The sequence below is a fragment of the Agreia pratensis genome (assembly GCF_900177685.1).
Taxonomy (GTDB): Bacteria; Actinomycetota; Actinomycetes; order Actinomycetales; family Microbacteriaceae; genus Agreia; species Agreia pratensis.
The window spans coordinates 708,279-721,358 of record NZ_FXAY01000002.1; the positions used below are offsets into that span (position 1 = coordinate 708,279).

Sequence of the window (13,080 nt, forward strand, 5' to 3'; positions counted from 1 at the left end):
ATGGCTGAAGCGAACAGTGTGTCCAGGTCTACGAAGCTGGGCCCCGAAGAACGTGAAGCCGCGATCGAGGCACTGAAGAACAAAGAACTCGACATTCTGGTCGTGGGCGGAGGCATCGTCGGCGCAGGCGCCGCACTCGATGCTGCGACCCGCGGACTCCGCGTCGGAATCGTCGAAGCCCGCGACTGGTCGAGTGGAACGAGTTCGCGCTCTTCGAAGCTGGTGCACGGCGGTGTTCGCTACCTCGAACAGCTCAACTTCCGCCTCGTGCGCGAAGCCCTGATCGAGCGCGGCCTCCTGCTGCAGCGCATCGCCCCGCACCTCGTCAAGCCTGTGCGCTTCCTCATTCCGCTCAAGCGCCGTTTCATTGACCGCTTCTACATCGGCGCCGGCATGGTGCTGTACGACCTCTTCTCCTATACCGGAGGCCGCCCGCCCGGCGTTCCCCACCACCGCCACCTCACCCGCGGCCAGGTTCAGCGCGCGATCCCGAGTATGGCTCACGACGCACTCATCGGTGGCATCACGTACTACGACGCGCAGGTCGACGATGCGCGCTACGGCGCCTCCGTCGTGCGCACCGCGTCGTTCTACGGAGCCCACGCGGCGAGCCGGGTGCGCGTCGAGGGATTCATCAAGGTCGGGCAGCGGGTCGTCGGGGTTCATGCCCACGACCTGCAGACCGGTGAGAAGTTCGACATTCGCGCGAAGCAGGTCGTCAACGCCACGGGGGTCTGGACCGACGACACCCAGGCGATGGTCGGAGAACGCGGACAATTCAAGGTGCGGGCGTCGAAGGGCATCCACCTCGTCGTGCCGCGCGACCGGTTCCAGTCCTCCATGGGACTGCTTCTGCGCACGGAGAAGAGCGTGCTCTTCGTCATCCCGTGGGGTCGGCACTGGCTGGTGGGTACTACGGACACCGACTGGCACCTCGACAAGGCTCACCCCGCCGCGACCGCGGCCGACATCGACTATGTGCTCGAGCACGTCAACACGGTGCTGAACGTGCCCCTCACCCGCGACGACGTCGAGGGTGTCTACGCGGGCCTTCGTCCGCTGCTTGCCGGAGAGAGTGACCAAACGTCGAAGCTGTCGCGCGAACACCTCGTCGCGCACTCGGTTCCGGGCCTCGTCGTGATCGCCGGTGGCAAGTGGACCACCTACCGTGTGATGGCCAAAGACGCGATCGACGCCGCTGTCTCTGCGCTCGACGGCAAGATCGCCGGAAGCGTCACCGAGGACATCGCGCTGCTCGGTGCGGAGGGCTACCAGGCCGCGTGGAACAAGCGCAGCAAGATCGCCCGCAAGTTCGGTGTGCACACCGTGCGTATCGAGCACCTGCTCAACCGCTTCGGCACGCTGACCGACGAACTGCTCGATCTCATCTCGTCGAACCCTGAACTCGCCGAACCCCTTCCGGGCGCCGACGACTACCTCGCGGCCGAGGTCGTCTACGCTGCCAGTCACGAAGGCGCCCTGCATCTCGAAGACGTGCTCGCGCGTCGAACTCGCATCTCGATCGAGGCATGGGACAGGGGAGTCTCTGCGGCGCCGGTCGCGGCCCGACTCATGGCCGGAGTGCTCGGCTGGGACGAAGCTCGCATCGAGCGGGAGGTCGCGAACTACCTCCGCCGGGTGGCGGCGGAGCGTGCGAGCCAGGAGCAGCCCGACGACGAATCAGCCGATCGCATCCGGCTCGAGGCTCCGGACATCGCGGCAGAGGTGTAGTAGCTCCTTCGACCGGCGCACGGAGCGGTCGCGCCATTCCGTGCGCGGGTAGAATGAGGTAGTCCGCCCGCACGATGCAGCTACCCGAGGAGTTCAGTCATGGTCGATGTCCGACGGGTCAAGCTCCCCGGCGTCGGTGTACTGCACACCTTCATCACGGCAGACGGCGGCAAGGTCGGAGTCATCGCTCACCGCTCGGGTCACAGCGATCTGATCACGTTCTCCGACGAAGACAACACCTCAGACGCGGCCAAGGTGTCGCTGCGTCTCAGCGAAGACGAGGCGCGAACTCTCGCCGAGCTCCTGGGCGGCACGCAGATCACCGAGTCGCTCACGGCGCTCGACCAGATCCCCGGTCTGAGCATCGACTGGTTCACTGTCGACTACGAAGACCACATCGCAGGGCAGCCTCTGGGCAATACGGCAGAACGCGACATCGTCGGCCTCACGGTCGTCGCCGTCGTGCGCGGCGAGTCGGCGAACCCCGCCCCCGCCCCCGACTTCAAGGTCTTCCCCGGCGACACCCTCGTTGTCGCCGGGTCACCCGAGAAGGTCGCGAAGGCCTTCAACTTCTTCCGCACGGGCGAGATGCGCTCCAAGAGCGGCGCCGCCGACGGCTCTCCCGGGCGTTAGGCGATGCACTTCGGGCCCGATCTCCTCATTCTGGGCGCCCTGTTCATCATCGCCTACGTGCTCGGCCGGCTCGGCAAGAGCATCGGTCTTCCCGCGATTCCGATCTACATGGCCGTCGGACTGCTGGCGAGCCCGAACTTCCATCTCTTCCCCCTCGAGTTCGTTCACACGGAGTACATCGAACTCATGGCCGTGTTCGGCCTCGTCCTGCTGCTGTTCAACCTCGGTCTCGAGTTCGATCAAGACGAGTTCTTCTCTAACGCGGGAAAGCTGATCATCTCGGGCGGCTCCTACATCGCGCTCAACATGGGCGCGGGGTTTGCGTTCGGCTTCATGCTCGGATGGGGAACGCGCGAAGCCCTCATCGTGGCGGGCATCACGGCCACGAGTTCCAGCGCGATCGTCACGAAACTGCTCATCGAACTCAAGCGCCTGGCCAATCCCGAGACGCCGATGATCCTCGGCGTCACCGTCGTCGAAGACATCTTCATCGCCATCTACCTCGCGATCGTGTCGGTCGTGCTGTCGGGCGAGACGGAGATCTGGCCTGTCGTGGGCAAGCTGGGCATCGCGTTCCTTTTCCTCATCGTGATGTTCACCGTGGCCCGGTGGGGCGGACGGGTCGTGTCGCGGCTGTTCCGCACCAAAGACGACGAGCTCTTCACGATCCTGTTCTTCGGCCTGGCGATCATGTTCGGCGGCATCGGCGAGATCCTCGGTGTCACGGATGCGATCGGCGCGTTCCTGATCGGTCTCGTGTTGGGCGCGACCAGATACCGCAATCGCATCGAGAACATCGCTATACCGTTGCGTGACGTTTTCGGCGCCTTCTTCTTCCTCAACTTCGGGCTCGGCCTCGATCCCACCAAGTTTGCCCCGGTGATCGTGCCCGTTCTCGGGGCTGTGCTGATGACGGTGGTCTTGAACGCCGGAGCGGGCCAGTTCGTGGCGTGGCTGAACAAGCTCGGTCCCCGTGCCGGAATCAACGCCAGCGTGATTCTGCAGAACAGGGGAGAATTCGCCCTCATCCTCGCGACACTCTCGTTGTCTGCGGGACTCGACGAACGCATCCAGCCATTCGCCGGTCTCTACGTTCTGATCATGGCGATCATGGGCCCGATCCTCGCAGCGAACTCCGAGAAGATCTCGTCGTTCATTCTTCGCCCCAGATCCGCCGCGGCAAAGGCGAGGGGCGCGCAGAAGAGTCGCGATCCGATGCTCGACGAAGAGATCGCGCTCGTCGCCGCCGTCACCGCAGGGCAAGACGTGTCGCTGCCGAGGGCGGACGACGATTCGGAGCCCACACTCGATACGACGCCGCGCGGTCAGGCTGTTTCGCAGGAACCGGTGACGGGCGATGTGGATGCCCTCATTCAGCAGGCCATGCGGCAATCCGATGACCTCGGACCCCGCGATCGCGCTCCGCGCGAGAGAGACAGCGAATATTGACCCTGTTCAGCGTCATGCGGCGACCGCGATGGATCGCCGCCCTCGTCCTCGCCCTCGCCATCGCCGCGATCTTCGCCGGCCTCGGCCAATGGCAACTCGAGCGCGCCGTCTCGAGTGGTCAGGTCGATGACCGGCCCACCGAGACCGTGAAGCCGCTCTCGGAGGTCGCTTCTCCGCAGCAGCCGGTTCTCGCCGTCGAGGCTGCGCAGAAAGTGCAGACCCAGGGCATCTTCGAACCCGCCGACTACGGGATCCTGGCAGACAGGCTGAACGGAGAGCGCTCGGGATACTGGGTCATTGCGCACCTCGCGGTCGACGAACCCGGTGCCCCGGCTCTCGCTGTGGCTCTCGGGTGGGCTCCCGATCGCGACGCGGCCATCGCCGTGCGCGACAGGCTGGCTGCCCAGCCCCGCGCATCCGGCCCCGTCGCGGTCGAGGGGCGCTATATCGACCCTGACGCGCCCACCGTCGACGACGCTGAAAAGGCCAAGGGCGGCGACTACGACCTCACGACCATGAGCCCGGCCGCGCTGGTCAACGTCTGGACGGCCCTCACCGATTCGACGGACGTCTACGGTGGCTACGTCATCTCGAGCTCGGCGCCTGACGGGCTGGACGTCATTGCCGCGCCCGAGCCCGATCGCTCTGTCGAACTCAACTGGCTCAACATCTTCTACGCCGCTGAATGGGTGATCTTCGCGGGCTTCGCCGTCTTCCTCTGGTATCGCCTCGCCCGCGACGCCTGGGAGCGCGAGCTGGAAGAGCTCGAGGAAGCGGAGAGCGACCTCGACGACCGGAGCCTCGTCGAGCACGGAATACACTAGAGACATGGCCCTCGAACCCAAACCCCGCGACTTTCCGCGCATCCGAAGCGCGGTCAAGCTCTACCGGGTCTCGTCCATCATCACCGGTGTGATGCTGCTGCTTCTGTGCCTCGAGGTCGTGCTCAAGTACGTTCCGGTATTCGGCGTCGAGCTCGAGCTCGGCGGACCTCAGGGCTTTCTTGCGCTCGTGCCTGCGGGCACCGTCACAGCGGTCAACCTCTCCACGGGCATCCTCATCGCCCACGGCTGGTTCTACGTTCTGTACCTGTTCGCCGACTTCCAGCTCTGGAGCCGCATGCGGTGGCCTTTCTGGAAATTCGTGCTCATCGCTCTCGGCGGCATCGTGCCGCTGCTCTCCTTCTTCCTCGAGGTCAGAATCGCCCGCGAAGTGAAGACATACCTGGCCGGCCGCGAGGCCGAGCTGTCCGCATCCGCCCCCGTGGAGGTCACCCATTAGCACGCCCAGCCCCGACAGCCAGTCCCGGCCTGTCCTCGTCGTCGACTTCGGCGCGCAGTACGCCCAGCTCATCGCCCGTCGGGTGCGCGAGGCCAGCGTCTACTCCGAAGTCGTTCCTTCGTCGATCACCGCTGAGGAGGTCGCCGCCAAGTCACCCGTGGGAATCGTGCTGTCGGGAGGCCCGTCGAGCGTCTATGAGCCTGGCTCGCCCGAGCTCGACCCCGCGATCTTCGACCTCGGCGTGCCTGTGCTCGGCATCTGCTACGGATTCCAGGTCATGGCTCGCGCACTCGGTGGCGAGGTGGCCAACACGGGACTCCGCGAGTACGGGTCGACCGACATGACGGTCACCGGCGAGGGCGGATCGCTCCTCGGCGGCCAGCCTGAGTCGCAGACGGTGTGGATGAGTCACGGCGATTCGGTGTCGAAGGCGCCTGAGGGCTTCGAGGTTCTCGCCAGCACATCGTCGACTCCTGTTGCGGCGTTCGGTTCGAAGGAACGACGCATGTACGGGGTGCAATGGCACCCTGAGGTGAAGCACTCGGAGTTCGGCCAGCGTGTGCTCGAGAACTTCCTGCACGACACCGCAGGCATCCCCGCAGACTGGACAAGCAACAACGTCATCACCGATCAGGTCGCTCTGATCAAGAAGCAGGTCGGCGACGGCAAGGTCATCTGCGCTCTCTCGGGCGGAGTCGACTCCTCGGTGGCGGGCGCGATCGTTCATCAGGCGGTCGGCGATCAACTCACCTGCGTCTTCGTCGACCACGGCCTTCTGCGCCAGGGCGAGCGCGAGCAGGTCGAGATCGACTACGTCGCATCGACCGGCGTCCGGCTCATCACGATCGACGCGCGCGATCAGTTCATGGACGCCCTCGCCGGTGTGACTGACCCCGAGCAGAAGCGCAAGATCATCGGCCGGGAGTTCATTCGAAGCTTCGAGGCTGCCGCTGAGGCTCTCGTGCTCGAGGCTGCTGCGACCGACGGTGAGCCCGTCAAATTCCTCGTGCAGGGAACTCTGTACCCCGACGTCGTCGAGTCCGGCGGCGGGACCGGTACCGCCAACATCAAGAGCCATCACAACGTCGGAGGCCTTCCCGAAGATCTCCAGTTCGAGCTCGTCGAGCCGCTTCGGGCTCTCTTCAAAGACGAGGTGCGTGCCATCGGGCGTGAGCTCGGGCTTCCCGAGGCCATTGTGGGACGCCAGCCGTTCCCTGGTCCCGGCCTCGGCATCCGGATCGTCGGTGAGGTCACGTGGGAGCGGCTCGAGTTGCTTCGTCAGGCCGACGCCATCGTGCGTGCCGAATTGACCGCGGCTGGTCTCGACGACGAGATCTGGCAGTGCCCGGTCGTGCTTCTGGCCGACGTGCGTTCTGTCGGTGTTCAGGGTGACGGCCGCACCTACGGTCACCCGATCGTGCTGCGCCCCGTCTCGAGTGAAGACGCGATGACCGCCGATTGGACTCGACTGCCCTACGACCTTCTCGCCCGCATCTCGAACCGCATCACCAATGAGGTCGACGGCGTGAACCGCGTCGTGCTCGACGTGACCAGCAAGCCGCCGGGAACGATCGAGTGGGAGTAACGCCCGGACTCAGCTGACCCGGGCCGCTGCGCCCCGTGGAGTTCTCCACGGGCGCCGCAGCGACATGCGCGCGAAGACCCATTCGAGCGGACCCTGTGCGAAGCGCAGTCGCCACAGGACGGCGAATACGAGCGAACCGATCGTGAGGCCGAGGAACAGTGCCCACGAGAACGCGTCGTCGGGTTCCTCCGGGTGCAGCGCGCCGACCACTGCGATGGCGAGTACCTGCGCGGTGTAGATGCTGAGAGGCATCGCTCCGGCCGCGATCAGGGGTGAAAAGACCGTGCGAGCGACGGTGTTTCTCACGCGCCCGACACCGGCGATGAGAAGCCCGACCACCGCGAGGGCGAGCGCTCCGGAGGAGATCGCCTCCATGGTCGTGTCGGTGTGCGCCACGACGGGTTCGCCGAACGTGTTCGACAAACCGTATCCGAGAGCGGCGGCGGTGAAGCCTCCGATGATCATGGTGAGCTGAACTCGAGGGCGAGTGACCCCGAACCTGGCGACGGCGAGGCCCGCGAGCACGTACGCCAGCCACACCGGTGCGGGATAGTACGAGTCGAGCCAGGACAGGGGGACGGCCAGGAGGTTGTCTGCGGAAATCGGCAGTGCTCCGTCCCACGCGGTGACGGCGACGAGCGCCTCGACGACGGCCGGTCCGATGAGCGCGCAGACGAGAGCCGCAGCAGCCAGCACCCAGCGGTTCACGAAGAGCAGCGGCACACAGACGAGGAACATGAATCCGTAGGAGTCGAGGATGATCGCGATGTTGGTCTCGAGTAGCCAGATGCCGAGGCCGAGCGCGATCAGAAGAAGTGCCCGGATGACGATCGACAGTCGGGCGCGGGTCCGTGATGCTGCCGCAGCACGGGCGAGCGGATGCTCTCCTCCCGTCATCAACCCGAGAGAGATTCCCGCGAGGGTGGCGAACAGGATCGAGCTGCGGCCGTCGTAGAACGAATTGCCGTCGCCCGGCAGAGTGTGGGCGGCGAGCATGCCGAGAATGGCCAGCCCGCGCGCTGCGTCGAGACCCGGGATGCGCGTGACATCGGGTCGAGGAACGACGACGGCGGGGCCGCCCTGAAGGACGGCCCCGCCGTTGATGTCTGCCGACACGTTGCTCCGAGAAGCTAGTTGCGGAAGATCGCGATGAGACGAAGCAACTCGACGTAGAGCCACACGAGCGTGACCGTCAGACCGAAGGCTGCCGACCATCCGTACTTGCGCGGCGCTCCCGTCTTGACACCCCGCTGAACGAAGTCGAAGTCGAGTACCAGCGAGTAGGCCGCCATGATCACGGCGAGCACGCCGATGATGATGCCGAAGATTCCGGAGCGGAGGCCGAACACGTTGTCGGCGGGGAATACGCCGGCGATCATGAGCACGAAGTTGAGCAGCGAGAAGACCGCGTAGCCGATCATGGCGATCAGGAAGATCTTGGTGGCCCGCTTGGACGCGCGGATTTTACCGTTGGCGAAGAGCGCCAGCGTGGTACCGAAGACGGCGAGCGTGGCGAGCACGGCCTGCACGACGATGCCCTCGTACTTGGTCTCGAAGAACGCCGAGATTCCTCCGACGAAGAGACCTTCTGCCGCGGCGTAAGCGATGATCAGCGCCGGCGACGGCTCGCGCTTGAAGGAGTTGACGAGGCCGAGCACGAGGCCGACGAGGGCCCCGACGATGAACAGGCCGGGCACGATCCAGCCGACGACGGCGCCGGCAAGCAGCACGCCGAACAGCAGCGCGGTCTTGACGATCGCGTCGTCGTAGGTCATGCGCGAGGTGTCGGCCGGTGTGGCAGACGGGCGCTCGTAGAGATCTTGCAGCTGTGTGCTCGACATCGTAGGCGCAGCATCAGCAGCGCCCTTTCCGTTGAAGACAGGGTTGCGTGTGAACGCGGGGTTCGCCGACGGCATGAGTTCCTCTTGTACGTAGGTGGACGGAGTTCAAATCTACCGGGTCGACGCGCAGTCCTGCCCGTGAATGTGGCCATTTCGCAGGGTTTTCGCGCAGGGCGGAGTCGATCCCGGCTACCGTGGTGGCGTGACTTCACCCCGTCTGCCCCTCGTCATCGGACATCGAGGTGCCCCTGGGTACCGCCCCGAACACACCAGCCCGTCGTACGAGCTGGCCATCGCACTCGGCGCCGATGCGGTCGAACCCGACATCGTCGCATCCAGAGACGGAATTCTCGTGCTGAGGCACGAGAACGAGATCTCAGGGACCACCGACGTTGCGTCGCGCGCCGAATTCGCGGCACGCCGCACCACGAAGACCATCGACGGGGCGCGGCAGACGGGCTGGTTCACCGAGGACTTCAGCTGGGCCGAGTTGCAGACGCTGCGCAGTCGCGAGCGTCTGCCGAAGATCAGACAGTCGAGCGCATCGTTCGATCTGCAGTCACCGATCATGCGCCTGTCTGACCTGCTGCACCTGCTCGATCGCGCCGGCGACGAGTCGGGCCGTGCGATCGGGCTCGTGGCGGAGATCAAGCACGCCACGTACTTCGAGTCCATCGGGCTCTCGCTCGATGAGTTGGTAGCTGCCGAGTTGACGGACGCAGGATGGAATTCCGGTGACGGCCGTCTCACCGTCGAATCGTTCGAGAAGACGGTGCTCGATCAGCTGAGGGGCCGTGGTATCCGGTCGAAGAATGTCTTTCTGCTCGAGGCGGCCGGCTCGCCACCCGACCTGGTCGCCCGGTTCGGCTCGGCCGCAGACAGCTACGCGTCGTTCCTCACCCCTGACGGGCTCCGGATGCTGCGGCGCGACGTCGAGGGCATCAGCGTCGACAGGCAGATGATTCGTCCCCGGACGAATGCGGAGTCAGGGACCGTCTCGTCGGTGCTCGTCGATGATGCGCACGCCGCGGGTCTCGAGATCTACTGCTGGACTCTTCGGCCAGAGAACAGGTTCCTCGATCGTGCGTTCCGTCGAGGCAGCGACCCATCGTCTTTCGGCGACTGGCAGAGAGACTTCGCACTGGTTCTCGCTGCAGGCGTCGACGGGGTGTTCGCCGACCATGCCGATCTCGCGATCGCCGCGAGGGATGCGGTGGTGACGTCGTTCTCGTCGCGTGGAACTGTCGGAGGTTCGGCTTAAACTGGAGCCGACATGACAAGCCTCTTCGATCTCCCCTCGACCGATTCCGGCGCCCCCGGCCTGAAGCCCGTCATTCTCGACGGGCAAGGGCAGAGTGCTGGGCAGAGCGACCTGCTCGATGGCCTCAATCCCGAGCAACGCGAGGCGGTCGAATACCGTGGGCCCGCGCTGCTGATCGTCGCGGGCGCCGGGTCGGGTAAGACCCGCGTTCTCACTCACCGCGTGGCGAGTCTGATCGAGAGCCGCGAAGCCTGGCCGAGCCAGATCCTGGCGATCACCTTCACGAACAAGGCCGCAGCCGAGATGCGCGAGCGCGTCGAACAACTGTTGGGCCAGGCATCTCAGGGCATGTGGATCTCGACCTTCCACTCTGCGTGCGTGCGCATTCTGCGCAGAGAGGCCGAGAACTTCGGCTTTACCAAGAGCTTCACCATCTACGATTCGGCCGACAGCCGTGTGCTGATCAAGCGCATCATCAAGGAGCTCCAGGCCGACACCTTCGGCTTCACTGTCGGCTCTGTCTCGGCCAAGATCTCGAAGCTCAAGAACGAACTCGCAGACGTCGAGAGCTACGCGCGCACCGCGAACTTCGCCGACCCCCAAGAGGCGCTGTTCGTCGAGATCTTCCGTCAATACACGCGCAGCCTGCAGGCGGCCAATGCTTTCGACTTCGACGACCTGATCAGCCAGACCGTCTTCCTGTTCCGCGCCTTCCCTCGCGTGGCTGAGCAGTACCGCCGCCGTTTCCGGCACATCCTCGTCGATGAGTACCAAGACACGAACCACGCGCAGTACTCGCTCATCCACGAGCTCACCCTGTCGCCGGGGTCTGTCGACCCCGGGCAGCCACCCGTCGAGGGCGCGTCGCTCACCGTCGTCGGTGACTCCGATCAGTCGATCTATGCGTTTCGCGGGGCCGATATTCGCAACATCGTCGAGTTCGAACGCGACTATCCGGGCGCCAAGGTCGTGCTGCTCGAACAGAACTACCGGTCGACCCAGAACATCCTCTCGGCTGCTAACGCCGTGATCTCGAACAACTTCGACCGCAAAGACAAGAAGTTGTGGACCGCGATCGGCGACGGCGACAGGATTCTCGGCTACACGGGCTATTCCGGCCACGACGAGGCGCAGTTCGTCGCAGACGAGATCGCCAAGCTGCACGACGCGGGAACGGCATATAAAGACATCGCCGTCTTCTACCGAACGAATGCGCAGACCCGTGCGCTCGAAGAGATCTTCATCAGATCGGCGCTTCCATATCGAGTGCTCGGCGGCACGAAGTTCTACGAGCGGGCCGAGATCAAAGACGTCATGGCCTACCTGATCTCCGTCGCCAATCCGCAGGATGCGTTGGCGCTCAGGCGCATCCTGAACAGCCCCAAGCGCGGAATCGGCCCTGCGACCGAGACCCAGCTCGCGAGCTTCGCCGAGGCGAACGAGATCAGCTATCGCGAGGCGATGCGCCGGGCGCCTTCGCTCGGGCTCGGACCAAAGGTCACATCGGCGATTCTGCAGTTGGCCGGTCTGCTCGACGAGGCGTCCGAACTCATCGATCCGGAGCGTGAACAGGGCCCTGCGCCCGTGTTCGATGTTCTCGCCCTTCTGCTCGAGAAGAGCGGTTACCTCACAGCTCTGCGGGCAAAGCGCGACCCACAAGACGAAGCGCGGGCCGAGAACGTCGAAGAACTACTCGCGGTCACGAAAGAGTTCGGCAAGAACAACCCCGACGGCGGCCTCATCGACTTTCTCACCGAGGTGTCGTTGGTCGCAGCAGTCGACGACCTCGACGACTCCAGTGGAACGGTGTCGTTGATGACGCTGCACACCGCCAAAGGTCTCGAATTCGAGGCGGTGTTCCTCACCGGCATCGAAGAAGATCTGCTGCCGCACCGCATGTCGGCGAACGAACCGGGTGGCCCCGCCGAGGAACGCCGCCTGTTCTACGTCGGCATCACCCGTGCACGCAAGCGTCTCTACCTCTCGCTCGCCATGACCCGTGCCCAATACGGCGAGACGGCAGTGGCGATGCCCAGCAGATATCTGCAGGAGATCCCGGCCGAGCTGATCGAGTGGGTGCAGTCTCCCGGCATGGCCACGTCGCGCGGAGGCACGCAGCCTCGCGCGCTGAATGCGAACCGCTCGTCTCGTCAGGGCTGGGGATCGACCGGATCTCAGTCGACGAGCGACTTCCCCGCTCTGCCGCCGCGTCCGAAGGCGGAGTGGGCGAACACGATCACCAACAAGGTACGAGACAACGGCGACCTCGAGCTGGCCCCGGGCGATCGCATCCGGCACAGCGATTTCGGAGAGGGCCGGGTGAACCAGGTCACGGGCGAGGGCACGAAACGGGTGGCACATGTGCTGTTCGAGAGCGCCGGAGCCAAGAAGCTGCTGATCAAGATCGCCCCCATCGAGAAGATCTAGCGTCTCGAGAAGATCTAGCGTCTGCTCGCAGCCGCGCGGTCTACGTCGACACAGCCCTCAGCGTGCGGTCGCGGGGCAGATGCCTCAGCGCACGCGGCAGTCGCGGATACACGAAGCGGGTGATCGCCACCAGGCCGTTGAACAGCCGCCGTCGCCCCGGTGACCACGGCAACTGGAACGCAACCCGAACCGACTCGGGCAGAAGCCCCGACGTGACCAGTCGAGCGACAGGCATGGCCACTCTGAGCCAGAGCGGGCCCGCAACAGGGTGGAGGAGGGCCGTGGCGACCCGCCTCGTCGTCTCGTCTGCGACCAGTGTCTCGAGCTCGCTCGAGAAGTACGCACGAAATGCAGCTCTGTCTGCGGGCCACATCTCTCGGGGAACCTGGAGTGCGGTTCCGAGCACCGCGTAGTCCTGGTAGATCTGGTCGGCAGATGCATCGTCGAGGCGCCCGTAGACGCGTTCGTGCATGTCTATCGCCGAGTCGTAGAGCGTGGCTGCAACCCACAGCTGCAGGTGCGGATCGAAGGCGGAGTACGACGGGCCGGAGGCATCCGCTACCCCGCGCACCGGCCCGTGCGCACGAGAGACCGACCGAACTACAGCGTCGACGTGCTGCGGGTCGCCGTAGACGACGGTGTACACATAGTCGAGGGTGCGCACGAGCCGATCGAGTGGACGGGTGGCGAAGTCGCTGTGTTCGGCCACCCCGCGCCCGACTGCCGGATTCGCGAGCTGCAGCAGGATCGCGCGCCCTCCGGCGCCGACGAGCACCGATTCCGCGGCGATGTCTCGGATGCCCAGCGTGCCGAGCCGTGCACGTGACGGGGTATGGGCCACGGGGTTCCTCCCTCTCGGGCATCGGATGCGG

11 protein-coding genes are annotated in these 13,080 nt (G+C 65.1%); 8 read left to right on the forward strand and 3 right to left on the reverse strand.

Going from position 1 to position 13,080, the window contains the following annotated elements:
• From B9Y86_RS08790 to guaA, 6 genes are all read left to right on the forward strand, one after another.
• Entirely contained in the window at nucleotides 1-1,731 is a 1,731-nt protein-coding gene (locus B9Y86_RS08790) for a glycerol-3-phosphate dehydrogenase/oxidase (protein WP_176223308.1), read from the forward strand.
• Nucleotides 1,732-1,830: 99 nt separating this feature from the next.
• Nucleotides 1,831-2,364 carry a cation:proton antiporter regulatory subunit gene (locus B9Y86_RS08795; protein WP_085484950.1) on the forward strand — a complete coding sequence of 178 codons (534 nt, stop codon included), beginning with the start codon at nucleotides 1,831-1,833 and terminating at the stop codon, nucleotides 2,362-2,364.
• 3 nt (nucleotides 2,365-2,367) lie between these two features.
• Nucleotides 2,368-3,813 carry a cation:proton antiporter gene (locus B9Y86_RS08800; protein ID WP_085484952.1) on the forward strand — a complete coding sequence of 482 codons (1,446 nt, stop codon included), beginning with the start codon at nucleotides 2,368-2,370 and terminating at the stop codon, nucleotides 3,811-3,813.
• Nucleotides 3,810-4,637 carry an SURF1 family cytochrome oxidase biogenesis protein gene (locus tag B9Y86_RS08805; protein ID WP_085484954.1) on the forward strand — a complete coding sequence of 276 codons (828 nt, stop codon included), beginning with the start codon at nucleotides 3,810-3,812 and terminating at the stop codon, nucleotides 4,635-4,637. Before B9Y86_RS08800 ends, B9Y86_RS08805 begins: the two co-directional genes overlap by 4 nt.
• 4 nt (nucleotides 4,638-4,641) lie before the next feature.
• A complete protein-coding gene (locus B9Y86_RS08810; protein WP_085484956.1) occupies nucleotides 4,642-5,094 on the forward strand; it encodes a DUF3817 domain-containing protein in 453 nt (150 codons plus the stop codon).
• Complete coding sequence (gene guaA / locus B9Y86_RS08815) at nucleotides 5,090-6,679, forward strand: glutamine-hydrolyzing GMP synthase (protein ID WP_085484958.1); 1,590 nt, start codon at nucleotides 5,090-5,092, stop codon at nucleotides 6,677-6,679. The genes B9Y86_RS08810 and guaA overlap by 5 nt, the downstream gene beginning before the upstream one ends.
• Nucleotides 6,680-6,688: 9 nt before the next feature.
• Here guaA and B9Y86_RS08820 read toward each other — a convergent pair whose 3' ends face one another.
• A complete protein-coding gene (locus B9Y86_RS08820; protein WP_176223309.1) occupies nucleotides 6,689-7,795 on the reverse strand; it encodes a DUF418 domain-containing protein in 1,107 nt (368 codons plus the stop codon).
• 14 nt (nucleotides 7,796-7,809) lie between these two features.
• Nucleotides 7,810-8,595 (reverse strand): Bax inhibitor-1/YccA family protein, encoded by a 786-nt coding sequence (locus B9Y86_RS08825; RefSeq protein WP_085484963.1) that lies wholly within the window; start codon nucleotides 8,593-8,595, stop codon nucleotides 7,810-7,812.
• A 127-nt stretch (nucleotides 8,596-8,722) separates the two neighbouring features.
• Between B9Y86_RS08825 and B9Y86_RS08830 the strand changes: the two genes are divergently transcribed.
• Nucleotides 8,723-9,781 carry a glycerophosphodiester phosphodiesterase family protein gene (locus B9Y86_RS08830; RefSeq protein WP_244894687.1) on the forward strand — a complete coding sequence of 353 codons (1,059 nt, stop codon included), beginning with the start codon at nucleotides 8,723-8,725 and terminating at the stop codon, nucleotides 9,779-9,781.
• Nucleotides 9,782-9,793: 12 nt separating this feature from the next.
• The gene (locus tag B9Y86_RS08835) at nucleotides 9,794-12,208 is read left to right on the forward strand and encodes an ATP-dependent helicase (protein WP_085484968.1); all 2,415 of its coding nucleotides are present in this window, start codon (nucleotides 9,794-9,796) and stop codon (nucleotides 12,206-12,208) included.
• A 40-nt stretch (nucleotides 12,209-12,248) separates the two neighbouring features.
• On the opposite strand, the gene B9Y86_RS08840 is transcribed toward B9Y86_RS08835, so the two are convergent.
• Nucleotides 12,249-13,049, reverse strand: coding sequence for an oxygenase MpaB family protein (locus tag B9Y86_RS08840; RefSeq protein WP_085484970.1), 801 nt, complete (start codon nucleotides 13,047-13,049; stop codon nucleotides 12,249-12,251).
• Nucleotides 13,050-13,080: the final 31 nt, after the last annotated feature.